The following is a 26,917-nucleotide window of genomic DNA, read 5'->3' as shown; positions in this document are numbered from 1 at the left end:
TAACTTGGCCATAGTTGCTTTTTTGTACAACTCCAAAATACCATTTTTGGAGAAAAAAAACAACTAAATTAGAGGCTGCCCGACTTTTCGGACAGCCTCCTCTCGTTAATGGTCCATCCCGAGGGATCTTGTCTTCTTAGTAGCCTGGGTTCTGTACCAGGTATCCTTCAGCAGCAGAAGCTCCGTCTATAGCTGACTGAGGAATCGGGAATACTCGCTTCTGCACGTCACTATCCGTTTTCTCGGTCCAGGTATCTTCGTATTTTCCGAAACGGATCATATCCGTACGGCGTTGATGCTCCCAGTAAAATTCAAAGCCACGCTCCCGGAAGAGGATATCAAGGTCCATCGACGCGAGGGGTGGAGGTGTTACCGCGGGTCTGGCGGTTCTGGAAGCCCGTACCAAGTTCACATCAGCTAGTGCGCCGGCGGTATCCCCCATGCGGAGCTTGGCTTCGGCACGCATTATATAGCAATCGGCAAGCCGAACGATCACAAGATCATGTTCTCCTTTATTTCTTCCTGAATCCGACTCCTTGCTCCACTGATATTTTTCCACCCGGTATCCCGTATTGTAATCACTGCCTTCGGCGGTAAAGTTGATCTCCTCAACAAAATCCACGAAAGCATTTTCTTCCGCACGCCGCCAGTCGCGTAGTGGTCCCAGTTTGTAGCGCCCATCCGTTGTTTGAATGAACGGAAGTCGCCTTCCCGTGTTCTGCAATCCGTACTGCAATCCTCTGTAAATACCACGGTTAACTTCAAAATCTTCTGCTGCAATGGCCGAGTCAGCAGGAATAATTAACCTCTCCCAGAAAAACCTTGCATCTGCCTCAGCCGGATCCGTATCACCGTAAGCCTGCACCCAGGACTGATACCAATCCGATGTAATACCCGGCCCGTCGGTACCGTTGGCTCTTGGAAACAACGGATTGCCGTAGAAATTGTCCGACATGGAGAAATAGGACATCCGGTTGTGCCCATTCAGATCAGGCCGCTGATCAACTGCAAATACCAGCTCTGGATTGGCATGATTGTTATTATCAAAATTGGCAAAAAACTCCGGAGACAGGCTATATTGACCATTGTTAATGACCATGTTACTGTATTCAATAACCTTGTTCATATCGGCGTCAGTAAAGTTGAAGCTAGCAGCATACGGATCGCGCCACACTGCCGCATTCAGGTGCAGACGGGCCAACAAGCCATACGCTCCACCCTTGGTCAACCTACCGGGGCCAACATCTGTTCTCAGGTCAGGTATAACCGCTTCAAATTCAGTCCGGATGTATTCTACCGCCTCGTTTCCACGGAGAATTTCAGAGAGCTCCCCCGCATCGTCTTTCTTGAATGCAATGCCCCAAAGATCGAGCACAATCATGTTGTAAAATGCCCGAAGGCCACGCACCTCAGCCAGAAATACTCTGGCTTCACTGTCCGCTTCCGCAAGCGGCGTCAATACATTGATCGCTGTCACAGTTCTGGAGACCATCACCGTCAGAAAGTCCCAACACTGTTGGATATTACTGTGCACAGGCCCCCAAGTATGCTGGTGCAACTCGATGTAGATGCCATTGTCGCCCCAGTCCCTACCACCTCGGTACGGCAAGATGGCCTCATCGGTAGATATTTCCTGAACGGCAAAATACCTTGTATGTCTGTAAAACTCTGGCAGCATGCCATATGCGGGTGCTACAACGCCCCGCACGAGATCACTTGCCTGCCCGCCACCACTAAGCGATTCATCCAGTATTTGCTCTTGTAGGTCCGTACAACTGCCCATTATTGCTGCAATTGCCAGTACGATTCCTTTTATAGTATTTTTCATGGTACTATTCACTTTTGGTTGATTAAAACGACACGTTGAGCGACATAACAAACGTCCTGGCTCTGGGATAACCGTTCAGATCGATCCCGGCCGATTGGATTCCGTCCGTTGAGCGGTCCTGGTTCACTTCAGGATCAAACCCCGTGTACTCGGTGATGAGGAACAGATTCTGTCCAGTCAGCGACAAGCGCAATTCCTTCGCCCAACTTGCAATACCGAGGGCATTCGTATTGAAGTTGTACCCCAAAGTCGTATTGTTCAGGCGAAAGAAGGCACCATTTTCCAGATAACGTGTAGAAACGGAGGAAGAATTGATGGTACTCTCTTCGGGAAACTCTACGGCTTTATCGGTCGTATTAAGGGAGTTGGCCAATTTTGCCTTGTAGAATTTATTCATGGCCGTGTTGTTGTAGATCATATTACCCGAAACACCATTGAAATTCATGCCGAGGTCAAAATTCTTGTAGTCGAAATTCAGGAAGAAATTGTACGTCATATCCGGCAGGGCGCTGCCCACGACCATACGTCCGCCGTCTTCAGACTGTTCAAATACCGACAAGCCGTCCGGGCCGATACCCATGAACCTTTGCATGTAAAATGTACCGATCGGATGACCATTGATCAAACCATTGATCGTGGCACCAGTAAGTCCCGATCCTTCCGCACTTCCTGTTGTGACAATGGTAAAGGGCGAGTCCTGCACCTCGTTGTTGATGAAAGTCGCATTGCCGCCGATGCTGTAAGAAAATCCTCCCTCAACACGTCGTTGGTAATTCAATGCAATTTCCAGACCCTTGTTGATTATCCGCATATCTTCCACGTTGGTCCAGTAGTCCGTTGCGGGCTGTATTGGGTCAGGCGGCTTTACTTCGAGTAAAATGTTGTTGGAAACTTTGTTGAAATAATCCACGGTTCCGGACAGGGCGCCCTCGAACAACTCAAAATCAACGCCCACATTCGTTTGCGTGGAAACCTCCCACTGCAGATCGGGATTGGCCAGTCGGACGAATGCTGTTCCGGCTGTGTACGGAGGCTCCTGCCCACCGAGCGGGTAGCTGTCCCTGTTGGATATCCGCGTGGTGTACGATGCCTGGGTGATCTTATTTGGAATTTCCTGATTACCCGTCTGACCCCAACCTGCCCGGAGTTTCAATTCGCTGAAAGGCGAGGACTGCAAAAACGCCTCTTCGGACAATCGCCAACCGGCTGCAAATGAAGGGAATGTACCGTACTTATTGTTTTCACCGAACTTGGAGGATCCATCTGCACGTATCGTTGCCGTTACCATATATTTGTCCCGAAAATCGTAATTAGCCCTTCCAAAGAATGACTGCAGTTCATTGATATTGGCCCATCCACCCGGAGGATTATCCACCAGGTTCAACCGCTGCCCAAGACCTGGATTATACCGTGGCTCTATCCCGTTGTTTGTGAAAAGGTCCACACTCCAGAGTCTCCACCTGCTGTATATTCTTTGGTAGGAGTGACCTGCCAGCATGGTAAAACCATGGTCGGTTCCGATGCCGAAATTGTACGTCAGGTAATTTTCAATCAATGTGTTTTCTCCGTCTGAGAAACTCTGCGCCAAACGCCCTTCTTCAAATGGGTCTGCGTTGGGCATGTTTTGATTATCAGATGCACTTGACCGGTTGTCATAGCCAAAATTCACTTTATATACCAGTCCGTCAATGATTTCGAAGGAAGGTGATATGCTTAAAAGCGAGCGCCTCGTTTCACTGAAGTTCGTATACAATTCTGCGGTATACAGCGGATTCATCAGGTCGGGATATCTGACCGGGTCGCCGTTGGCGTCACGTGCCGGATAAGTTGGATTGAATTCCAACATCTCAGAAACCAGGCGACTTTGCGGTGCATTTTCTCCTCTTTCAATGCTTGAACCAAGATTAAAATCAATACTCAACCGACCGTCCCACAGCTTTTGTGTCGCGCCGATCCTTGCGCTGTATCTTTTGAACCCAGTGTTGAGGACAATACCCTCCTGATCAAGATATCCAAGCGATCCCCGGTAATTGAAATTCTGGCTTCCTCCCTGGAAAACCATGTTGTGGTCGTTGGTAAGCGCAGTCCGTGTCAGTTCATCCTGCCAGTACGTATCACCACCCCGGTCTTCCAATATACCTTCCACGGCATTGACCTGCCGACGAAACTCATCTGCAGAAAAAACAGGAATGTCTCTTACCATGTTGGATACACCGAAATTGGAGTTTACAGAAACTTTGGAGACACCCGCCGAGCCTTTCTTCGTAGTAATAATGACGACGCCGTTGGCTCCCCTGGCACCGTAAATGGCTGTTGCAGAAGCATCCTTCAATACATCGATCGATTCGATGTCATCAGGGTTCAGAAAGTTCAGCGGACTGTCTGCAGAACCCGTGCCGGCAAGCCCCAGTGGAAAACCGTCAACCACAAACAAGGGACCGGTGCCCTGCCGGATGCTACCCTGCCCACGGATAATGATTCGCTGCCCGCTCCCGGGGGCTCCACTGGAAGAAGTAACATTGACACCCGATACCTTGCCCTGCAAAAGCTGTCCAGGGGAGTTGATAATACCTTTATTGAACTCATCACTTTTTACTGAGGCAACTGACCCTGTGATGTCTTTTTTCTGCTGGGTTCCGTAACCAACCACCACAATTTCCTCGAGCGCGGTGACATCCTGCGTTAAAATTACGTTTAGTATCCGTTGATCGCCAATTTCGATGCGCTTCGATTCGTATCCAATGAAAGAAACCACAACGGTAGCTCCCTCAGGAACATTTAATCGGTAATTTCCATCCAGGTCGGTAACTGTTCCCACTGATGTACCCGGAATGGAGATCGTGGCGCCGGGAATGGGCTCCCCATTCTGGTCAGTCACCGTTCCGGATATTTCTATATCCAGCCAGTTTCTGTTATCAACCCGCATTCGGAGTGTCTCCGTAGAAACCAGTCCAACCTCACTCTTCACCACGTAAATCTGTTCGTTGACGCGCTTGAAATCGTAATTGACTTGTTCGGTGATTCGTTTGAGAACGGTTTTTAAATCGGAGCTGAGTGCCAGCGTGATTCGGGTTCTGTCGTTGGCCACTTCCTGGTTGTAGGCAAAAACAAAATCGGTTTGCCGCTCCAGTTCCGCCAGAACCGTGACGAGTTTCTGGTTCCTGGCCTGCACATTTACCTGGTAATCCTCCATGCTCTGGCTGGATCCAGGGGCTGCGATAATTACCTGCATCACAAGTAATTGAAGCAAAAAGTACTTTAGGGTTTGTTTGGAATAAAGCACAATTAGCCTTAGTAAATTATTTTTCATAATTTTAAACGTTTATTGTTAAACATGGGTGGTTTGCCACCAAATCCGATCCGGGACTGTTGCAGCAGTTCCGGATTCTTTTTTTTAGCAATCGTGTGTTAGTTAATTGATTTCCATAGGCCCGTTTATTAGTCAATACATCGGTTGAAATACAGGGTTACTTTCCGCTCACCCGTTTTTTTGATATCAAAATCTACCAGGTTCTTCAAGCCGTGCAATACGGCATATAGGTTGCCATTGGTGTAGGTGGCTTTTATTTGGCAGCGATCCAACCCCTCTCCTTCTATCTCGATCGAATAGTTGTAAATCGCTGCTAGCCGGTGAATAACCTCGTCAAAGGTGGCCAGGTCAAAGGACACGGACTGCGCTTTCCAGGCCAAAAACCCTTCCGGATCTACCGCCTCTACCCGGATCTCCCTGCGGTCCGGAAATACCGTCGCCATTTGGTTGGGTTGCAGGTTCACCCGGGTTTCTTTTTCCATGCCCTGCTGGTACACGGCCACACTTCCGTGTTGGACGGCCACCTTAACCGCCGATTCCCGGTGTGCTTTCACGTTGAAACTAGTACCCAACACCTTCGTTCGCACCCCCTGACTTTGCACCTCAAATACTGCCGCTTTATCCGCTACCACCTCAAAAAAGGCTTCTCCATCCAATTCGACCAGCCTTTGGCCCGGTTCGAATTTCCGGGGAAACCGAAGACTGGTATTTGTATTCAAATAGGCCAGACTGCCATCAGGTAGGGTAATCGTTGCCTTTTGCCGCTCATTGGTGCTTCGCTCTTCCCATACCACCTCCGTCGGTGTTTGCAGCACCTGGTAAACCAGGAAAACCAGGCCAATAAGCAGAGCCACGGATGCTGCCAACTGCAGCGGGCGCAAAAAATAATTCCGCTTCGGGGAGGCCTGAATCCGCCGATCAATCCTATCTTTGATCCGTTGCTGAATCTCCGCCGCTTCCTCCGTGTCCAGGTCCCAGGACAACTCCCGGCGTTGAAGCCGATCCAAAACCTGAAGCAATAAGGATTTTTCCCGGGCAGATAAGCGCCCGGTATCCCTTTTTTGTAATAGCTGCAGAAACGCTCGTTTATTCATTTTTTGTTGGTATCTGATAGACAGTACCCAACCGGCCTATTACTACTTAGTCCAAACAATAAAAAATCGCAGAGAGATGGTACCAGCAAACAAAAACAGAGGCCATTTTTCCCGATTTGAAGACGATTTTTTTGGTATAATCGATTTAATCAGAACAAAAATGAAAATGACACGATGATGAATGAGGACAAACAAAAATAAATTTGGCCGAGATTTTTTTTGATCGATTTTAATGCCTTGTACAAATGGGCCTCCACCGTACGTACCGAAATGTTCATCTGACGGGCAATTTCTGAATTGGGTAAATCGGCTTCCCTGCTGAGTTGAAATACCTCTTTACACTTATTCGGCAAAGCCCCCACGCTTTGCCTTACGATCCGGTCTACCTCCTCAAATTCCAGTAAATGATCCGCTCCCAGCTGTTCGGGTAAATGAGCGAAAACGGCTTCCAAATCGCTGGTCTTTTTCAAGTCTCGAATCACGTTCAGCACCTGAAACTTCACCGCCCGAAATAAATACCCCTCCAGATGTTCGATCTTTTTATGCCTTCCACGCTCCCAAAGGTCCACAAAAACCTCCTGTACCAAATCCTCGCAAACCAACTGATCTTCGAAGATTTTAAAGGCATAGAGGTACAGCCGCCTCCAGTACCGTTCGTAAATGGTGTCGAACGCCTTCAAATCGTTGCGGCACAACGCCACACAGAGGGCTTTATCGGTTATATTGGTTTGGGTCATTGGTTACAAAGTCTACCAATTTAGAAGTTTTTTACCAATCAAAAAATGAACCCTCCAAAAAAAGCGTTTCTTCCAGCGATATCTAATACACCGGCTGAACCGGTTGCAGGCCAAAGTCAGCGGCTGTCTCCAGGGCGGCAGCAATATCATTCACCAGCGGAAAATCAATCCCCTGCGCAAATAGCACCCGAAATACGGCAGGATCGTCTGTCCCAAAATAATTAACCCGAATGCCTTTTTCATGTAATACCCGAGCGTAGTCCCGAAAATCCGGACGTACCGCTCCTCGTAGTTGGATAAAATCGGCGTCCATCGCTATCGTGGCTGCCACGTAATCGGCTCCTCCGGTTTGGCGCTCCATGTTGCAAACCAAGACCGATTCGGATTCGGTACGGGCACCGATGCGGGCCGCTTCCTGTACGGCCAGAAAAGCCTGATGCGCCCGCCCCTTCGCTTCAAGTAGTCGGGCAACACGTTTGCCTAACTCCTTTCCTCCTCTTAGGTGGATGTTCAACCAGATATTCCGGGGCATGACCTCCAGCGCTTCCTCTAATGTAGGAATCTGGGTTCCGGCAAAAGCAACGTCTTTCCAACTGCCGGCATCCAATTGCTTCAATTCCGCCAGCGTCAGGTCCGCCACGGCACCCGAACCATTTGTGGTACGGTCTACCCCGGCATCGTGCATCAACACCAGCGCCGAATCCTTGGTAAACTGAACGTCGAATTCTATCATGTGTGCCCCCACCCGAATGGCCTCCAAAAAAGCCGGGAGGGTATTTTCCGGGTGGGTAGCCATGGCCCCTCTATGGGCGCAAAAACCCCGCTGGGGTAATTCGATTACCTGGGCGGGCAGCCAACAAGTAGCCGACAACAACCAGGCAATAGCCAGAATCGTTTTTATTCCGGAAAGTAGTGGTATACAGGACATATATCTACGTAAACAACATATCCGCTGGATCATTCCCGGATGCACGCTTGCCCGACCATTTAAGGCAGGGATCGTTCCAAGGCCATTTCCAGACCTCTCAGCTCCGCCAATCCTTTCAACCTGCCAATACCTGAATAGCCGGGAATGGTGTTCTTTTGCAAATCGTCCAGCATTTGGTGGCCGTGATCGGGTCGAAAAGGAATGGCTGTACCTCTACCCCGGTTGATTGCCACGAGGAGCTTCACCACCTCGTACATGTCTACGTCACCGTCCAGGTGATCGGACTCGTGAAAATTACCCGTAGCATCTTTTCGCACGTTACGCAGGTGTACAAAATGAATTCGATCGGCTACCGCACGGATGATCTCCGGAACATTGTTTACTTTTCCAGCTCCCAGGGATCCGGTACACAGGCAGATTCCATTAAATGCTTCGGGCACCGATTCGCTGATGAAGGTTAGATCCTCCAGATTGGAAGCAATTCGGGGCAAGCCGAGAATAGCATAGGGCGGGTCATCCGGGTGGATCGTGAGGGTAATGCCGTGTTGCTGGCAGGTGGCCTGCACACTGCGCAGAAAGTAGACGAGATTTTCCCGGAGACCGGCTTTTCCCAGGGTTTGGTAGCGGGAAATACTTTCGGAAAGCGCTTCCAGGGTCATGCTTTTTTCGGTAGGCACCCCCATCAGTACGATATCGGATAGTTCCTGCTTTCTTTCGTCAGACATTTCGCTCCAGCGCAAACCCGCATTTTCGCTAATTTCAGCGGGATACTCCGCACTGGCACCCGGCCGCTTGAGCGAAAAGAGGTCAAATGCAGCCAGATCGGTCCAATCGAAACCAAGGGCTTTTGCCCCGGAAGGCAGGCTCATGGAGAGATTGGTGCGGGTCCAGTCAAGTACCGGCATGAAATTGTAGCAAACCAGGCCTATACCCGCCTGTGCGAGGTGAATTAGGGTTTTCCGGTAGTTTTCCAGGTAGTGTTCGCACGCAGCCGACCGGGTTTTAATGGCTTCGTGAACCGGGACAGACTCCACCACCAACCAACGTAGCCCGGCATCTTCAATGACTTTTTTTCGGGAAAGAATCTCCTCCAGGGGCCAGATTTCTCCGTGGGGGATGTGGTGCAAAGCGGATACAACCGCAGTGGCGCCAGCCTGGCGAATATCCTGCAGGGAAACGGGATCATTCGGGCCAAACCAGCGCCAGCTTTGAATCATCGACATACGCTATCGTAAAACGATCTGAAATAAGGTGAATTAAAGCACGTATTGGGTTCCGTACGGAAATCTGTTTGGACGGGAGAGCATGGCGTTGGCTTCGTCGTCGTTTTTGAAACGCTCTCTCATGGGATCCCAATAAAGTTTTCTTGGCAACTTCATGGCAATATGTGATAGCAGGCAGGCACTGCAAGAACGGTGCGCTACTTCCACCGGAGCGATGGTCTGCTCCCGGGAAACGATACAATCCAACCAGTTTTTGTGATGCTCTTCGCTTTCGTACAGGTGGATTTCGTCGGGACCGATCACCGAGGTAAGAATTTTTTGGTCGCTGGCTTTAAAGGCTTCGCTTGGCTTTCCGCCTGGAACCGGATCACTATCGGTCACGCCCACATTGCCTCGGGCCACAAAGATCCAGCCTTCGGTGCCCTCAAAGCGCACGCCGTTTGGATAATCTCCGCTTACTTCCATGATCACGTCGTTGTCGTATTTGGCCGTAACGTTGAAGTCTCCATGAACCGTCCACAAGCCTTCGGTGGGAAAGTCGGCTGTCGCTTCAAGCTCAATGGGTCCGGAATACTCTTTACCCATCGCCCAATGGGCAATATCGAGGTGGTGGGCTCCCCAGCCGGTGATCATTCCGGCTCCAAACTGCTCGCAGCGAAGCCAGCCTGGTCTGGATCGAAGGTCGCTTTGGGAATGGACACGATCCAATGTATAGGGTACCCAGGGAGTGGACCCCAGCCACATGTCGTAGTTCAGGTTAGTGGGAACAGGCATTTCCTGGGGATTTCCACCGGCAGGATCGCCCGGCAATCCGATCAAAATTCGCTCCACTTTCCCGATCCGACCATTTCGTACCAGTTCACAAGCTCGTTTGAATTGGGGCCATGGGTTTAGGGAACGCTGCTGACTTCCTATCTGGAAAATCGCCCCGGTTCGGTGAATGGTATCGCTCATCATGCGTCCTTCCTCAATGGTGAGCGAGGTAGGTTTTTGCAAGTAAATGTCCTTTCCGGCAAGCGCCGCCTCCATGGCAGGTTGTGCATGCCAGTGATCTGGAGTACTGATGATCACGGCATCCACGTCTTTGTGTCGGATCATCTCTTTGTAGTCTTCAAACACCTGCACGTCCACATAATTGCTTTGGCCGGTTTTATCGGCGTAGTATTTTTCTACCCAGGTCTTGCCCTGCGCCGCCCGGTCGCGGTCCACGTCTGCTACCGCCACCACCCGGGCAATGTCGTTTTTCATGGTTTCAGGCAAGTCGTGGGTCATGGCAATCCGACCAAAACCTACCTGTCCTATATTTATCTTATTGCTCGGTGCGTTTTTTCCTAAAACCGAAGCAGGTACGATGGTCGGAAAACCAGTAACTGCCAGAGAAGCTGCCAACGCTCCTTTGGTGCTCGATTTCATAAAATTCCTTCTCGAAAGACCGGATTTGTTTTCTTTTTTCATGGAAGCATGCGTTTAGGTTATTCTAATTGGTATGTGTATCGTGATTTATCTTTCTTCTATTTCAGGGGCAGTTGGTTGGTACGCCTACGCCGCCCGGAGAGGAGAGGAGTTTATTCCTTTTTGATCGTGATTTTAGGAGGCAACCCAAATTGTTTCCAGGCTGCTTCTGCCTCTTCCGGACTTATTTTCTTAGATGAAACCAAAAATCGGTAGTTTAACACGTAGCTTTTCCCGGGTTCCAGGTGCCAATCCCTATTTTTTGTGGGGGCAAAATTGGCGTACATGTCGCCCCTGCCGTACATGTCTTCGGGCCAGATCCGCAGGGGCTCCGGATGGTTGTAATTGGCGGGGGACGACATCATCACCACAGAAGCGTAGGCATCGTCGATTTCTCCCTGAACAATACACCACCGCGCCAGGCTTCCGTCGGCCGTTTTTCGATTCAGTCCTTCCGAGGTGATCACTTCACTGTTTTGGTTGTTCCATTTTTCGGTCGTCCTCCACCCCAGACTTCCGTAACGGTACTCTTTCAGGGTTACCGGCGTCGCTGCTGGGTTGAGAAGTATGCTGATATCTGCCAGGTAATAGGTTTCGCTATCATCCAGCGCAAAAATTCGCGCACCCTGTACTTCCGTCATGGCTACTTCCGGATTCGGTCGGTTTTGGAGCACCAGGTGCTCGTGCAATACCCGATACCCGGCAAAAACGGGACCCTCGGACCTGGTGACAAAATTGGCAAAGCGGACGGTACCCTGCTTCTCCGCAAGGTTCCAAAAATCGATTGTTTCTCCTTTGAATACAGCACGGGTCCAGGGATTCCATAGACCGTAATGATGGTAATGGTCTTCTGGCTGAATTCGGGTCAACGCCTTTCCGCCCGGAGACCACATGGGATGGACAAAACCACTACGGGCGTAGGCCGAATCAACTCCCTCCGGAGGGTATACCGTGGCAAAATTGTACTGCCAGAGGTCCTTTCCATTTTTCCGTACAATCAGCGCCTTGTCCGTCTGATCAAGCTGCAATGACCCAACGTCTTTTTTCGGTGTGGCCTGATGCAGTTCGTAGGTACGGACTAGTCCTTTATCTTGTGCCGGAGGGATCAGCCAATGGAGGGTCCGGTCATTCATTGGATCCACCTGGAAGGGAACCTCGGTAAGGGCTCCTCCGGTTACTTCTACCAATCGAAGCACCGAGTCAGGAAGCGCCGTGAGTCCAGTCAGGTTAACCGAAGTGGGCTGAGCAAAATTAGAGATAGCGGGCAATTCCACTGCCAGGGTTGCTATCTTTTGTGAAAACCCCCAAAATGGTAACGAAAACCCTAGGAAAAAACTAACGAGTGCTTTAACTTTCATCATTCGGCTGGTATACGTCGTCTTAAAATTTCCAACGACCGTAAACATATTAATATATTTATTTCAATACAACCGATTTCATATAAATTTATCCGGAATACAGCCATGGATTAACTAGCCAAAGTGGAGTGCAGATACTGGGAGCAGCACAGGCACCGAACAAACTTGAGGTTCACAGGTACTAGGTCCGGAATTGACCAGAATTTGATTCTAAAAATCGATAAATTATTTAATAAAATTCTAAAAAGTAAAAATAAATAAGGATAAGCTGAGTATTCCAAAATTTTTATTAGTCTGAAATCGGTTGCATCCATCTAAAATTTTATTTATTATTAGCCGTCAACCATTCGGGAAGTAACAAATAAATGAAAAAAGAAATCACCATTTACGACATTGCAGCAAATGTAGGCTTATCACCTACGACTGTAAGTAGAGCCCTGAGTAATCATCCAAGAGTACACGAAACTACCCGAAAGAAAATAATGGATGCAGCGAAATCCCTGGGATATCAATCCAATATTTTCGCATCCAGTCTGCGCAAAAGGAAATCCAAAAGTATCGGCGTGATTGTGCCGCGACTAAACAGCCCCTTCCAGTCATCTGTTCTCGCCGGAATGGAAAAAATTGCAACCCAATCCGGATACAACCTGATCATCAGCCAATCAATGGAGTCCCTGGATAAAGAAATTTCCAACACAGCCATTATGTACAACAGCCGCGTCGATGGGCTATTGGTCTCCAAGGCCGGAACAACCGACGACATAGACCATTTTCAACCGTTTTTTAAAAAAGAAATCCCCGTTTTGTTCTTTGATCGGGCACCGGATAACAATCATTGTACCGGGGTGGTGATCAACAATACCCAGGCGATTTACGATGCGACAGAACACCTCATCAAACAGGGCTGTAAACGTATCGTGCACGCTTTGGGTAATTTACAAATAAACGTCTATGCCGACCGCCTGAAAGGATACAAATATGCACTTATGGACCACGGGTTTGTGTTCAATTCGGAAAATGTAATCAGCATTGAACTGGACGAAGAGGCAGGGGAACGAATTGTAAAAAAGATTTTAAAAATGCATCCCCGACCCGACGGGTTATTGGTATCCAACGATACCAGCGCAGCAAGTTGCCTGATGGCACTTAAAAAAAGAGGTATTCGCGTTCCCCAGGATATTGCCATCGTAGGGTTTAATAACGACCTGATCTCCCGCATGGTGGAACCCCACCTGAGTACCGTCAATTATCCGAGTTACCATATGGGCGAAGTAGCGATGAAAAACCTGATCAACCACCTGGACGACGAACACGAGGAAATTCTTCAAAAGACAAATACCATCACCCTCCGATCGGAATTGATTATTCGGGACTCCTCAAAAAGACACCCTGACCCTACCTGAAGTGAGCATTCTTCCTTTTTGAACCAAAAACGAATTCCAAATACTGGAAAGACGAATTTCTGCCGGCAATACGCAGCGAAGGAATTCAGGCGCCACACCGCCTGTATTCGTATGAGCGAAGCCCCGGTGAAATCAACGAAATGAAAAGGAATATCCCAGTCCATTGCTGCTAAAAAATGCGGACGGCAACCGAATACTACCTCAAAATCGAAGGATTAAAAATATCGAGTGGAACTGTTGATTTCTGGTATTTGTACAAAAAAACAAAAAACCTGGGAAAAACATTGACAATTTACTAATTTAGATTCATCTTTATTTTGAAATCAACAATTAACCGATGTAAAAATGGATAAAATTTTAGATATTGACAATATAGACCTAAAGATCATTTCATTACTTAATGAGGATGCCAAAACCCCCTATACCGAAATTGCCAAAAAAGTGTTTGTTTCTTCGGGAACGGTGCACGTGCGCATGCGAAAGCTGGAGGACATGGGAATAGTGAAAAGCGCCACGCTCAATATTGACTTTTCCAAACTCGGATACGATATTTCTGCTTTTTTGGGCATTTATTTGGAAAAAAGCTCGCTGTACGACAATGTCATTGAACGCCTCAAAGAAATTGCCGAAGTAATCAATGCCTATTACACCACGGGAAACTACAGCATCTTTGCCAAGATTATTTGCAAAGACACCAACCACCTACGGGATGTGCTGAACAAAATACAAAAAGTAGAAGGTATCGACCGTACCGAAACATTGATCGTTTTGGAAGAAAGTATCAACCGTCCGATCCAATTATTGGAAGGGAAAAAATAATCATTAGTTAATTATTAAGATTAAATCTAAATAAATTTTTTATTTGGTTTTTCCAATAATGGGTATGGCTTTTTTAACAGAGATAAATCCAATTGAGAGGGAAATTAAAAATTTTAACTTACTCTTATTCAACTCTTTACCCTAAAAATATCGACTTTTTTTTCTTATTTTGGAGTCGGCTCGAACAATAAAAAATAGATTAATGTTGTATATTTGTGCATCAAAATATAATTAGTCTAAATAACTCTTTTTATGAGCAAGGACAATGAAATTTTAGAAGAATTCACCTCAAAGGAATACGAACACGGTTGGTCGGTTAACTACGAGGCAGACGAAGCCCCTATTGGATTGAATGAAGACATCATTCGCTGGATTTCTGCCAAGAAGGAAGAGCCGCAGTGGATGTTGGACTGGCGGCTGAAGGCGTATCGCCATTGGGAGACGATGGAAGAACCCACCTGGCCAAACGTTCGGTACCCAAAAATCGACTACCAGTCCCTGCGGTATTATTCTGCGCCAAAGCAAAAAAAGAAGCCATCCAATATCAACGAAGTAGACCCCGAGTTGCTCAAGATATACGATAGACTAGGCATTTCGCTAAACGAGCAGAAACGACTTCAGGGAATTGCCGTAGATGCCGTGCTTGACTCTGTGTCCGTGGGTACTATCTTTAAGGATACGCTGTCTAAACTTGGCGTTATTTTTTGTTCTTTTAGTGAGGCAGTAAAAGAGCATCCGGAATTGGTGAAAAAATACCTGGGTTCGGTCGTTCCGGCTACCGATAACTACTTTGCAGCGCTCAATTCGGCTGTTTTTTCCGATGGCTCCTTTTGTTACATTCCGAAGGGCGTACGTTGCCCCATGGAATTATCCACCTATTTCCGAATCAATGCAGCCAACACCGGTCAATTTGAGCGGACCTTGATCATCGCTGAGGACCAGTCTTACGTCTCTTATCTGGAAGGGTGTACAGCTCCGCAGCGGGATGAAAATCAGTTGCATGCTGCGGTAGTAGAGATTTATGCGGCAGAGAAAGCTGAAGTAAAATACTCGACGGTTCAAAATTGGTATCCGGGTGATAAAAACGGTAAGGGCGGAATTTACAATTTCGTGACCAAGCGAGGAATCTGTGCGGGCAATCATTCCAAGATCTCCTGGACGCAGGTAGAAACCGGTTCGGCAGTCACCTGGAAGTATCCTTCCTGCATACTTAAAGGCGATCATTCCATTGGGGAATTTTATTCGGTTGCTGTCACAAACAATTACCAGCAAGCGGATACCGGGACCAAAATGATCCACATTGGAAAAAATACCCGCTCTCGAATCGTGTCAAAAGGCATTTCAGCTGGCCATTCGCAAAACTCGTACCGAGGGCAGGTACAGGTGATGAAGCGCGCTACCAATTCGCGGAATTTCTCTCAATGTGATTCCCTACTTATGGGGGATAAATGTGGTGCCCACACCTTCCCCTATATTGACATCCACAATTCTACAGCAAAAGTAGAGCACGAGGCTACGACTTCAAAAATCGGAGAGGATCAAATATTCTATTGCAACCAACGGGGGATCGATTCGGAAGATGCCGTGGCATTGATCGTCAACGGGTACGCGAAGGAAGTTTTAAATCAATTACCAATGGAGTTTGCCGTGGAAGCGCAAAAACTCCTGGCGCTGACATTGGAAGGAAGCGTAGGATAATTAACAAAAAAACCATGCTATCAATAAAAAATTTACATGCCTCTATCGAGGGAACACCCATATTAAAGGGAATAAGTCTGGAAATAAAACCCGGAGAGGTTCATGCCATTATGGGACCAAATGGTTCCGGTAAATCCACCCTTGCCTCGGTATTGGCCGGTAGGGAGGAATACGAAGTTACCGAGGGAGAAGTTAGTTTCAAAGGCAAAGACCTGCTGGAACTCAGCCCTGAAGATCGGGCGAGGGAGGGAGTTTTCCTAGCATTTCAGTATCCAGTGGAAATCCCTGGGGTAAGTTCCACCAACTTCCTCCGAACCGCAGTCAATCAAGTGCGTGAATACCGGGGCCAGGAACCGCTGGACGCCGTGAAATTCCTGACACTGATGAAGGAAAAAATGAAATTGGTCGAAATTGATCAAAAACTGCTCAGCAGGGCGTTGAATGAAGGGTTTTCCGGAGGAGAAAAGAAGAAAAACGAAATTTTTCAAATGGCTGTATTAGAACCATCCCTCTCTATTCTGGACGAGACCGATTCCGGTCTGGATATAGATGCCCTCAAAGTGGTAGCAAACGGAGTGAATCAACTCAAAACCAAGGAGAATGCAACCATTGTGGTTACGCATTACCAACGGTTGCTCGACTACATCGTCCCCGATTTTGTCCACGTATTATACAACGGGCGAATCGTAAAATCAGGTGCCAAAGAATTGGCGCTTGAATTGGAAGAAAAAGGTTATGACTGGATCAAAGAAGAGGTCTCGGGAACAGCTGTTTAAGAAATTGCTAGACTTCATTTACTAATGACGGTATCAACAAAAAAAGATCATAAATTAACGGAAGCATTCCTACTCGAATCGGAACGCCTGCCTTCATCCCCCCTGTTTGCGGAGCTTAAGCGTCAGGCCGGGCAGGTGTTGAGCGACGCCGGGTTACCGACGATTAAAAACGAGGAATACAAGTACACAGGCATTAGCAAGCGTCTAACGGATCAACTGCCAAACCTTGGGCCATCCGCCCCCTTTGCTGACATCGAACAGGAGATGAAGGCGCAGGAAGCACTGGTTCGTGCGGTGGGAGGCTACACCCTGGTATGTACCAACGGAAGGTTCCAGCCCAACCTATCGACGGTGGATCAGCAGCAGTTCGTCGTGAGCAGTATGGCATCCCTTGACTCGGATTCCGCTGCTCAGATCGGCCAAATTGAAAAAAACGAAGCCGATTCATTTACTGCCTTGAATTCCATTTTTTTTGAAGACGGGGTGTACATTCGGGTGCCGGCTGGCAAAATCATAGACCGACCGATCTTATTGATCAATTTTGTCAAGGCAACCGAAAAGGGATCTTGCGTACATCCGCGGACGTACATTCAGGTCGGAAAAAATGCGGAAGTTACGTTTATCGAGCAGACCGTTTGGTTGGGGGAAGCCACCGTTTTTGTCAATGCTGTATCCGAATGGACGGTTGGTCAGAATGCACACGTCCGCCACTACACGCTTCAAAACGGAAGAAAAAACGACCTCGCGGTTACAAACACCCGATCGAGTATTCACCAGGATGCCAATTTTACCTCCATCGTGTTAAGTCTGGAAGGGGGAATGATTCGCAATAATCTGAGCCTGGATCTGCGGGCCAGCAATTGCGAAGGAAATATGTACGGGTTGTATTTACTAAATGGAAAAACCCATGTGGACAATCACACAAACGTGGACCACATGCAGGCCCATGCCGAGTCCAATGAATTGTACAAAGGAATCTTAACCGACCATTCCAGGGGTGTATTTAATGGTAAAATTTTTGTTCGACAGGATGCACAGAAGACCAACGCCTTTCAGCAAAACAACAACATACTTTTGTCGGAAGACGCCACGGTGAATACCAAGCCTCAGTTGGAGATATGGGCGGATGATGTCAAATGCTCCCATGGTTGTACTACGGGGCAGTTGGACGAAGAGGCACTGTTTTACCTTAGAGCTCGAGGTATAGCTAAAGATGCGGCTAAAGCATTGCTGTTGCACGCCTTTGCCGGCGAGGTATTGGATCAAATAAAGGAAGACGGTTTTAAAGAATATTGTGAAACGCTAGTACATGCACGACTTGGAGGAAATTATTGATCAAACTAGTAAGGGATTAAATGTGGCAGAGATTCGAAGTAAATTTCCCGTTTTAGACCAAGAGGTCAATGGGAAACCGCTTGCCTATTTTGACAATGCCGCCACGACGCAGAAGCCCCAAGAGGTACTTGATGCGCTAAACGAATACTACGAAAATCATAATTCCAACATACACCGCGGCGCGCACACCCTGGCTGCACGGGCAACGGATTTGTTTGAGAAAACCAGAAGTTCCGTTCGGGCATTTATTAACGCCCCCTCCGTGGAAGAAGTAATCTTCACCAAGGGAACTACAGACGGCATCAATCTGGTTGCTTCAACTTTTGGAAAAACCTATATCGGAGAGGGCGATGAAGTCATCATTTCCACCATGGAACACCATTCCAATATCGTTCCCTGGCAGATGCTGTGTGAAACAAATAAAGCCGTCCTGAAAATCATCCCCGTTTCGGATACTGGAGAATTGGACCTGCAGGCCTATGAAGAATTACTTTCGGAGAGGACCAAATTGGTGGCGGTGGTGCATGCATCCAACGCATTGGGTACCATTAATCCGATCAAAAAAATGATCCAATTGGCCCACGAACGCGGGGCCCGATTTTTGGTGGACGGAGCACAAAGCCTGGCCCATCTTGATGTGGATGTGCAAGACTTGGACTGCGACTTTCTCACCTTTTCAGCCCATAAGCTATATGGGCCCACAGGGGTGGGAGTACTTTACGGAAAACGCGAACTACTGGAAGCCATGCCTCCGTATCAGGGAGGGGGTGAAATGATCCGTGAGGTAACCTTTGCCAAGACCACTTACAACGATATTCCTTATAAATTCGAGGCGGGCACGCCCAATATTGCCGATGTGGTCGCATTTGACGCAGCGTTGGCATTCATTCGGTCGATTGGAAAAAAACGTATACAAGAGCAGGAAAACCAATTATTGGCGCATGCGGTTGAGCTTTGTTCACAAATCAATGGCTTCATACCGGTGGGCACCGCCAGGGAAAAGGTAAGTGTCATGAGTTTCACGATCAGAAACATGCATCCCTTTGACGTAGGAATGATGCTCGATGCAGCAGGTATCGCTGTGCGCACGGGACACCACTGTACCCAACCGCTGATGGACCGTTTCGGATTGGAGGGAACTGTCCGAGCTTCCTTTGCTGTTTACAATACCAACGAAGAAATTGACAGGCTTTATGAAAGTCTGGTACGCATAGCAAAACGAAAAAACTAATGCCAAGTATCGACGCCGTACAGGAGGAGATTATCAATGAATTTGAAATATTGGGAGAGGACAAAGAGTCAACCATATACTATATCATGGAACTCGGAGATCAGTTGCCCGAGTTTCCGGAACCGGAGCGGACGGATGAAAACATCATCAAAGGCTGTCAGTCAAAAGTTTGGCTGACTACAGACTTCCGAGACGGTCGGGTCTATTACCTCGCAGATTCCAACACCGACATTACCAAAGGTTTGATAAGCCTGCTCATTCGGGTGCTGTCTGGCAAGAAGGCCGGGGAAATTTTGAACACCGACCTGTATTTTATTGACAAAATTGGGATGGGTTCCATCATTGGTTCGCAACGTTCAAATGGCCTGGCAGCCATGATCAAACAAATGAAGCTTTTTGCCCTTGCTTACCAATCAAAAATTGACGCCTAAACAACATATGGAAAATTCAGATCAAAACATAGAAGTACAGGAGGACATCAAACGAAAGGTGGTAAATGCGATCAAGGATGTGTACGATCCGGAGATCCCGGTAGATGTGTACGAGTTGGGCCTGATCTATGAGATTACTGTCTATCCAGTGAATAACGTATACATCCTGATGACCTTAACGTCACCCAACTGTCCGGCGGCCGAGTCGATTCCTTCGGAGGTGAAAACACGTGTATCGGAAATTGAAGGGGTAAACAACGTAGAGGTGGAACTAACCTTTGATCCACCCTACTCACAGGACATGATGTCAGAGGTAGCAAAATTAGAATTGGGGTTTTTATAAATTTCACAATAACTAACGCAAGAACACTATGTATCCAGAGGAATTAATAGCTCCAATGAGAGCAGAGCTAACTGACGCAGGCTTTACGGAATTCAGATCGTCAGCGGACGTTGAATCACATTTAAAGGAACACAAGGGAACGACGTTTGTGGTGGTCAATTCGGTATGCGGATGTGCAGCGGGAGCAGCCCGTCCGGGAGTTCGGTATGCCTTGGAAAAAGCCGGGAAAAAACCTACCGTGCTGGCTACCGTTTTCGCCGGAAACGACGCCGATGCAGTCGCCAAATTCCGGGAGAAAGTTCTCCCCTACCCTCCTTCGTCGCCAGCCATGGCCTTATTCAAAGACGGAGAATTGGTACACTTTATCGAAAGACACCATATAGAAGGACGAAATGCCCAAATGATAGGTGATCATTTAGTCGAGGTATTCGAACATTTTTGCTGATAAAAAAGCCCTTTTGGGGCTTTTTTTCATCCCATTGATACCGCTCAACCTGGTTTTAGTAAAATTTGGCAGATACTAGTTTTCCCTGCCTTTTGAAAATCAACTCCAAATTATTTTATTCCTGTAAAAAAGCCGATGCGCCGTTTTACAAAATAAGATTTTACGTTTGGCAGTTGATTCGAGGGGCTTTCGAAAATTTAATAAGGGAAATATGCCCAATTTTTAGTACATTGGTACCAAATTTTATTTCGATTTGATTCAGTTTGGAATTTATAATACACTTAATTAGATAAATATGTCCGATATTGCTAAACTATCCTATAAAGGAAACGAATATGACTTGCCAGTCATAGAAGGTACAGAAAACGAACAGGCCATCGATATTGCCAAGCTCCGTGGACAATCCGGTCTGATCACCATAGATCCAGGGTACAAAAATACCGGGTCTACAAAAAGTGCCATTACCTTTTTGGATGGAGAGGAAGGAATTCTCAGGTACCGAGGATACAATATTGAGGAATTGGCCGAAAATTCTGATTTTTTGGAGGTGTCCTACCTGCTTATCAATGGGGAGTTGCCCACGGCCAGTCAGTACGATAACTTTTCAAATAGAATCACCAAGCACACACTTGTTCACGAAGATATAAAAAAGATTTTGGACGGATTCCCTTCCGTGGCGCATCCAATGGGTGTATTGTCTTCCCTGATCTGTTCGCTTACTGCATTTTACCCGAACTCACTGGATCCGAACAATACCGATGAAGAAATTCAACTTAGCATCGTGAGACTCCTAGCCAAAATGCCAACTTTTGCAGCTTGGGCTTACAAAAATAAAATGGGGCATCCGGTCAACTACCCCGACAATAACCTGGATTATTGCGGCAATTTCATGAAAATGATGTTTGCCCTGCCCTCAGAAAAATACGAAGTGGATCCGGTGATTTCAAAGGCCCTGGACAAACTGCTTATCCTGCATGCAGATCACGAGCAAAATTGCTCTACTTCTACCGTGCGTATTGTCGGTTCGTCACAGGCAAGCATCTATGCGTCCATTTCTGCCGGTATCAACGCCCTTTGGGGGCCGCTGCACGGAGGCGCCAATCAATCGGTGATCGAAATGCTCGAAGCAATCAAAAACGATGGTGGAGATTCTAAGAAATACCTTGAAAAAGCCAAAGATAAAAACGATCCTTTCCGGCTGATGGGCTTTGGACACCGCGTATACAAAAATTTCGATCCACGTGCTAAAATCATCAAAAAGGCAGCCGACGACGTCCTGGAGAAACTCGGGATAGACGATCCTGTTTTGGATATCGCCAAGGAATTGGAAACTGCCGCCCTGAATGATGCGTATTTCGTTGATCGAAAGTTATACCCAAATGTAGACTTTTATTCCGGCATCATTTACCGTGCACTAGGCATACCAACCGACATGTTTACGGTCATGTTTGCGTTAGGACGCCTTCCCGGCTGGATTGCGCAGTGGAAAGAGATGCGGGAAAACAACGAACCCATTGGCAGGCCGCGTCAGGTATACGTCGGCTCTACCGAAAGGTCGTATGTACCTATGGAAAAACGCTAATTGATCAGAAGCTAACCGAATAAAAAAGGGCATTTCCGCCCTTTTTTTGGTTTAAACCAGAATATAATTCAGTAAATTTTAGACTTCATAGTCAATTATTTTCTAATCTTAGATGCAATCGTTGGTAAATGAAAAAAAATTTACTTACCTTTGCAGCTTATTATGTAGTAAAATTTTTCTCCTACGCCGTGGGGTTCCTTATTGTTGATCGACACTGGGATATTTTGGAATACCGTGGCTCCGAGAAGTAAGGAACATTTCATGGAAAAAGAAGTAACATTTTCAGACCTTGGGGTTTCGGAAGAAATCCTAAGGGCAGTGGAAGACATGGGCTATACCCAACCTTCCCCCATCCAATCACAAACCATTCCTTTATTGTTGCAAGGCTCCGATGTCATCGGACAGGCGCAAACCGGAACCGGTAAAACCGCCGCCTTTGGTATTCCGTTCATCGATCGGATTGACAGCAGCACAAACAAGCCTCAGGCATTGATCCTCTGCCCTACGCGGGAATTGGCAGTGCAGGTAGAAGGGGAAATTGTAAAACTCACCAAATACAAAAAGCGAATTTCCTCCACCTGCATTTACGGCGGGGAGTCCATCGACCGGCAAATCAGAAGCTTAAAAAAAGGCGTACAGATTGTTGTTGGCACGCCCGGCAGAATAATGGACCACATGGATCGAAGGACCCTGGATTTGAGTGAGGTCAGCGTGATCGTTCTTGACGAGGCTGATGAGATGCTCGACATGGGGTTTCGCGAGGACATCGAGACCATTTTGAGTAGCATGCCTTCCGAACGGCAAACGGTATTCTTCTCGGCTACCATGCCAAAGCCGATTTTGGAACTCACGAGAAAATATCAGACCGATCCGGAAATCATTAAAGTCCTACGAAAAGAACTTACCGTAGAAAACATCACGCAGGTGTATTACGAGGTACGGTCCGGACTTAAAACCGACTTGATTAGCCGACTGATCAACTTACACCAATACAAACTCAGTGTGATTTTCTGTAATACCAAACGGGTGACAGATGAAGTCACCGAAGAACTTACAGCAAAAGGAGTACCTGCAGAAGCCTTACACGGAGACTTGTCGCAAGCCCAGCGTACCAAGGTAATGAACAAGTTCAGAAAAGGCCATTGCGCCGTTTTGGTTGCAACCGATGTAGCCGCAAGAGGCATTGATGTAGAAAATGTGGAAGCCGTCTTTAATTTTGACTTACCCCTGGACGAGGAAAACTACGTGCACCGGATCGGGCGTACCGGCCGGGCTGGAAAATTTGGAACGGCCATAAGCTTTGTTTCCGGCCGAAGGGATGCCGGAAAAATAAAAGATCTGGAAAGGTTTATCAAAACCTCCATTGATAAAGCAGCGCCTCCTTCGGTGGATCAGTTGATCCACATGAAAAAAGAACAGCTAATCAAAGACATTCACCGACAACTGGCCAAAACAGGAGATGATCAGGTGTTTGAGGAAGTCATCGGAAACCTGATGGCCGAAGGGCTATCGCTGGAACAAGTAACCATGGGACTGGTTAAATTGCACCTGGGCGAAGCCGTGGATAAGTTTAAGGAAATGAATTTTACACCCGAAAAAGAGCGTGCCTTCGGTAGAGACGATAAGCGCCCCAGAAGGGACCGATCGGACCGTGACCGGGGAAGCAAACCTCACCGAGGAAGTGAACGTGGCGGGAGAAAAGGGAAAAAAGAACGGGAGCCCAATATGGCCCGACTTTTCCTAAATCTTGGCAAGAAGGACCGCATCCGTCCCAATGACATCGTGGGTGCCATTGCCGGAGAAACCGGGGTATCGGGAGGTAGCATCGGGGAAATCGATATTTACGATAGTTTTTCCTTTGTCGATATCCCGAAAAAGGATGTTACCCACGTGATTAAAGTCATGAATACAAATACCATTAAAGGCAAACAGGTCAATTTTGAAATTTCAAAACCCTGATTTTTCCTGAATAAAGGAGCAAAAAACCGGAGCCATCCCTGCAAAATGGATGGCTCTATTTTTTTTCGGCGGGTGGGGATTTGCGGATAATTCGACCCCGTCCCGGACTGGCGTAGGTATCGGCCTCTTTCGCCACCTTGCCGTTTACCAAGACCCAATCAAAGCCGGACGCAAGTTGCGCCGCCGCCTCATAGGTAGCGTTGGCCTGCACCTGCAAAGGGTCAAAAAGTAAAAGATCTGCAAAATACCCCACTTCGATGCGGCCTCTGTCGGTAATTCCCAAATTGTTTGCCGAGAGAGCAGTCATTTTGTATATGGCTTCGGGAAGGCTCAACAGCGAATCCTTCACCACATATTCCTCAATGATCTTGGCAAAAGTGCCGTGGCCTCTGGGGTGGTTGGAGGTGGGGCTTCCGTCGGAACAAATATTTACAAAATCATCTTTTAAAAACGCCTTCATCACGGTTTCATCCATGACAAAATAGGCCGCACTTGCTCCGGAAGGACCGATATCCTCCACCAATATCCTTTCAAAGGGCTTCCCTCGTTCCAGGGCCACTTCCGCCAGGGTCTTGCCCTTGAAGGCGCCGGAACCAAGCAGCGTTGCCTCGGGGCCATTTCTGGCATTCACACGGTTTCTAAGGTGGTCTTCCAACTCGGACTTTCTTTCCCGGGCAACCGTCGGGTAGTCTGCCGGAGGCTTTGCCCATTCGGGAAACAAAAGTCCAATCCCCGTATAACTTGCCTCATAGGGATACAAGTCAGCAGTTACCTGCTTTCCTGACGCTCTTTCCCGCTCCATGATGGACAGAATTTCCCGGGCCCGATCGGCCCCTTTGGCGTACACGATTTTTATATGACTGACATGAACGGGGCAGTGTTCCCCTTGTTTCAAGAGTTCCTGCAGGGACGCTTCAATCTGATCGTCATCCTCATTCCGCATGTGACTCATGATCATGCCTCCCTTTTCCCCGACTACTCGTGCCAGCCGGTCCAACTCCTTTTCCCCCGCCAGGTAACCGGGATTGTATTCCAACCCCGTGGAAAGCCCGAAGCAACCACTTTCCAAGGCCTCAGCCAGCAAATTCTCCATCCTGGACAACCCTTCCTCAGAAGGTTCCCTATCGTAGGCAACGCCAGAAACCATCCGCAAGGTACCGTGGCCCACCGACATCCCGATGTTTACTCCGGGGTGAAGCCGATCCACACTGTCCATCCAATGCTCAATGGCAGGTGTATTCGGACTGGACCCATCCTGACCCAAAAAGATGGTGGTAACCCCCATGGCAAGAAAATTCCTGAACTCCGGTGTCTTCAGCGGATCTCCATGCGCATGACTGTCAATAAAACCCGGAGCGACTACCTGCCCCTTTGCATCGACCGTGTGAGTAGCCTGGAAAACCCTGGCGGTATCCGTTTCGATCTTTGCTATTTTTTCGCCGCTGATAAGCACCTGCCCGTAGTAGGGCGGAGCACCCGATCCGTCGTGAATCCAGCCGTTTCGAATAACCAGATCGTAAACAGTACTGTCCGCCTGCTCCTGGCAACCAAAACTGGCCATCAGACCTAATAAAACCATACATCCAAAATACCTTTGTAAAGCAATCATCTGTAGAACAAGTTAATCAGCTTTGAAATATAGCCTATAAAGCACGATTCTACACCCTTTTTGACTTTTTTGATGTAAAATCAATCAATTTTAAGCCAATCCCTCTCACTTTCACGACAGATGGCTCCAATCAACCGGTAGTTTTGCCATTTTTTTGGATGTTTTCGCAAATCAGCACTTCCATCGATTCGTACCTTTCCGGAGACAATCCCTTCTGCCTTGATTTTGCGATTACCTCATCGACCAACACCTCCTTTTCCCCTGCATCGCCCTGCGCAACGTCGCGTTGAAACGAGCTGCGGGAATCTGCGGGAAAACTCCGAACCACTGCCTGTGCCTCTCCAATAGCCGCAGGTGAAAGGGACACCCCCGACGCTTGCGCCAGTTGCAGCAACTCTCCCATCAATTCTTCCCACAGGGCCCAGTGTACCTGTGATTGCAGGAGCATTCCAAATGTCAGTCCATAGGCTGCCGTCACGGCACCCAAACTGGATATAAAAAGGAATTTTTTCCATAACTGCACGTCAATATCCGCACACTGGCTTACTTCCAGACCCGTTTTTTCCAGTAAAGAAAAAACCCAGGCGTACCGTTCGGTTGTTGGAAAACCAGCCGCAATTTTGCCGGGCCCGCCAAGGTGTCGCACCTGACCGGGTTTTTCTACATTGGAAACCAGGTAGATGCACGCATCGATTACCGCTGCACCGTTGACCAGTGGCCGTATCCTACTTGCCGCATCCACCATGTTCTGCAGGGGTATTACCAGTGTTTTTTCAGAAAAAATCGTCTGATTCTCCGCTACGGCCGCCTCCAATCCGTTGGATTTGGTGGCGAGGAGCACCAGATCTACCGCCTCCGTGGTGGTGCCGCTTTGGATTAGCCGATCGGGTCGGACGACCGTTTTCGTGCCCTCCGATTCGAAAATTAGTCCCGTTTTCTGAAGCGCCCTGTAGGTTTCTCCCCGGGCAACGAAGGCGATTTCCAAACCCGAATGCTGGCCTGCAGAAAGCAGGCGTGCCCCCAAAAATCCCCCTACGCCTCCCAGTCCCAAAATTGCTATCGTCTTCTTTTCTTTCTCTACGTTCATGCGCCTTGTTTTTGTTGATCAAAAATACGGTTCCCCGTGAGGGTTACACTGTTTTATCCTGGCAAAAGTAATCCGAATTTTTCACCTACAAACCCCTCAATGCCCCGAACAGGTTCGATTTGGTGGAATTGCTACCCTAGCCAGCCTCCTTTTGGCAAGGTGATTTCGTTTCCTACCAACGGGTGAAGAAGGCCTTCTGTAACAAACTGGATAAATTCGTTGGGAAAAAAATCTCTCCAAATCTACGATCGAACCTTCGTAGATGGAAC

Annotated in this window: 21 protein-coding genes; 11 read left to right on the top strand and 10 right to left on the bottom strand. The window is 47.9% G+C overall.

Translation table 11 applies throughout. From position 1 onward, the window contains the following. Positions 1–136: 136 nt before the first annotated feature. The 8 genes from GCU44_RS04870 to GCU44_RS04835 all read right to left on the bottom strand — a co-directional run bounded on the left by GCU44_RS04870 (position 137) and on the right by GCU44_RS04835 (position 11,933). The gene (locus GCU44_RS04870) at positions 137–1,783 is read right to left on the bottom strand and encodes a RagB/SusD family nutrient uptake outer membrane protein (protein ID WP_241684841.1); all 1,647 of its coding nucleotides are present in this window, start codon (positions 1,781–1,783) and stop codon (positions 137–139) included. Positions 1,784–1,850: 67 nt separating this feature from the next. Then, positions 1,851–5,138: a SusC/RagA family TonB-linked outer membrane protein gene (locus GCU44_RS04865; protein ID WP_154854510.1), complete on the bottom strand. Its 3,288-nt coding sequence runs from the start codon at positions 5,136–5,138 to the stop codon at positions 1,851–1,853. Between the two features lie 128 nt (positions 5,139–5,266). Then, positions 5,267–6,232, bottom strand: a complete 966-nt coding sequence (locus GCU44_RS04860; protein WP_154854507.1) for a FecR family protein — start codon at positions 6,230–6,232, stop codon at positions 5,267–5,269. A 149-nt stretch (positions 6,233–6,381) separates the two neighbouring features. Continuing rightward, positions 6,382–6,969: an RNA polymerase sigma-70 factor gene (locus GCU44_RS04855; RefSeq protein WP_154854504.1), complete on the bottom strand. Its 588-nt coding sequence runs from the start codon at positions 6,967–6,969 to the stop codon at positions 6,382–6,384. A gap of 82 nt (positions 6,970–7,051) precedes the next feature. Then, a complete protein-coding gene (locus GCU44_RS04850) occupies positions 7,052–7,897 on the bottom strand; it encodes a glycerophosphodiester phosphodiesterase (RefSeq protein WP_154854501.1) in 846 nt (281 codons plus the stop codon). Positions 7,898–7,956: 59 nt separating this feature from the next. Then, positions 7,957–9,120, bottom strand: a complete 1,164-nt coding sequence (uxuA, locus tag GCU44_RS04845) for a mannonate dehydratase (protein ID WP_154854498.1) — start codon at positions 9,118–9,120, stop codon at positions 7,957–7,959. Positions 9,121–9,153: 33 nt separating this feature from the next. Then, positions 9,154–10,575 (bottom strand): Gfo/Idh/MocA family protein, encoded by a 1,422-nt coding sequence (locus GCU44_RS04840; RefSeq protein WP_092168677.1) that lies wholly within the window; start codon positions 10,573–10,575, stop codon positions 9,154–9,156. A 110-nt stretch (positions 10,576–10,685) separates the two neighbouring features. Then, positions 10,686–11,933 carry a DUF6807 domain-containing protein gene (locus tag GCU44_RS04835; protein WP_241684840.1) on the bottom strand — a complete coding sequence of 416 codons (1,248 nt, stop codon included), beginning with the start codon at positions 11,931–11,933 and terminating at the stop codon, positions 10,686–10,688. A 362-nt stretch (positions 11,934–12,295) separates the two neighbouring features. On the opposite strand from GCU44_RS04835, the gene GCU44_RS04830 reads away from it, so the two are divergent. The 11 genes from GCU44_RS04830 (at position 12,296) to GCU44_RS04780 (ending at position 23,952) form a co-directional block, all read left to right on the top strand. Continuing rightward, entirely contained in the window at positions 12,296–13,333 is a 1,038-nt protein-coding gene (locus GCU44_RS04830) for a LacI family DNA-binding transcriptional regulator (protein ID WP_154854495.1), read from the top strand. A gap of 345 nt (positions 13,334–13,678) precedes the next feature. Beyond that, the gene (locus GCU44_RS04825) at positions 13,679–14,152 is read left to right on the top strand and encodes an Lrp/AsnC ligand binding domain-containing protein (RefSeq protein WP_092168671.1); all 474 of its coding nucleotides are present in this window, start codon (positions 13,679–13,681) and stop codon (positions 14,150–14,152) included. A gap of 252 nt (positions 14,153–14,404) precedes the next feature. Next, entirely contained in the window at positions 14,405–15,850 is a 1,446-nt protein-coding gene (sufB, locus tag GCU44_RS04820) for a Fe-S cluster assembly protein SufB (RefSeq protein ID WP_154854492.1), read from the top strand. Positions 15,851–15,864: 14 nt separating this feature from the next. Then, on the top strand, positions 15,865–16,626 hold the full coding sequence (gene sufC, locus GCU44_RS04815) for a Fe-S cluster assembly ATPase SufC (RefSeq protein WP_154854489.1): 762 nt from the start codon (positions 15,865–15,867) through the stop codon (positions 16,624–16,626). 24 nt (positions 16,627–16,650) lie between these two features. Continuing rightward, positions 16,651–17,961, top strand: coding sequence for a Fe-S cluster assembly protein SufD (gene sufD / locus GCU44_RS04810; protein ID WP_154854486.1), 1,311 nt, complete (start codon positions 16,651–16,653; stop codon positions 17,959–17,961). Then, the gene (locus GCU44_RS04805) at positions 17,936–19,192 is read left to right on the top strand and encodes a cysteine desulfurase (RefSeq protein ID WP_154854483.1); all 1,257 of its coding nucleotides are present in this window, start codon (positions 17,936–17,938) and stop codon (positions 19,190–19,192) included. The genes sufD and GCU44_RS04805 overlap by 26 nt, the downstream gene beginning before the upstream one ends. After that, positions 19,192–19,623: a SufE family protein gene (locus tag GCU44_RS04800; RefSeq protein WP_092168656.1), complete on the top strand. Its 432-nt coding sequence runs from the start codon at positions 19,192–19,194 to the stop codon at positions 19,621–19,623. Before GCU44_RS04805 ends, GCU44_RS04800 begins: the two co-directional genes overlap by 1 nt. A 7-nt stretch (positions 19,624–19,630) precedes the next feature. Beyond that, on the top strand, positions 19,631–19,966 hold the full coding sequence (locus GCU44_RS04795) for a DUF59 domain-containing protein (protein ID WP_154854481.1): 336 nt from the start codon (positions 19,631–19,633) through the stop codon (positions 19,964–19,966). A gap of 28 nt (positions 19,967–19,994) precedes the next feature. Further along, the gene (locus GCU44_RS04790; RefSeq protein WP_092168650.1) at positions 19,995–20,411 is read left to right on the top strand and encodes a BrxA/BrxB family bacilliredoxin; all 417 of its coding nucleotides are present in this window, start codon (positions 19,995–19,997) and stop codon (positions 20,409–20,411) included. Positions 20,412–20,706: 295 nt separating this feature from the next. Continuing rightward, entirely contained in the window at positions 20,707–21,993 is a 1,287-nt protein-coding gene (locus GCU44_RS04785) for a citrate synthase (RefSeq protein ID WP_092168647.1), read from the top strand. A 261-nt stretch (positions 21,994–22,254) separates the two neighbouring features. After that, positions 22,255–23,952, top strand: a complete 1,698-nt coding sequence (locus GCU44_RS04780) for a DEAD/DEAH box helicase (RefSeq protein ID WP_154854478.1) — start codon at positions 22,255–22,257, stop codon at positions 23,950–23,952. A 55-nt stretch (positions 23,953–24,007) separates the two neighbouring features. On the opposite strand, the gene GCU44_RS04775 is transcribed toward GCU44_RS04780, so the two are convergent. Both GCU44_RS04775 and GCU44_RS04770 read right to left on the bottom strand, forming a co-directional pair. Further along, the gene (locus GCU44_RS04775; RefSeq protein ID WP_154854476.1) at positions 24,008–25,531 is read right to left on the bottom strand and encodes an N-acyl-D-amino-acid deacylase family protein; all 1,524 of its coding nucleotides are present in this window, start codon (positions 25,529–25,531) and stop codon (positions 24,008–24,010) included. A gap of 160 nt (positions 25,532–25,691) precedes the next feature. Beyond that, a complete protein-coding gene (locus GCU44_RS04770) occupies positions 25,692–26,648 on the bottom strand; it encodes a ketopantoate reductase family protein (RefSeq protein ID WP_154854473.1) in 957 nt (318 codons plus the stop codon). Between the last annotated feature and the right edge of the window lie 269 nt (positions 26,649–26,917).

Source organism: Cyclobacterium xiamenense, from assembly GCF_009467825.1.
GTDB lineage: Bacteria > Bacteroidota > Bacteroidia > Cytophagales > Cyclobacteriaceae > Cyclobacterium > Cyclobacterium xiamenense.
Note: the sequence above shows the minus strand (reverse complement) of the source record. Positions and strands in the feature narration are given on the sequence as shown.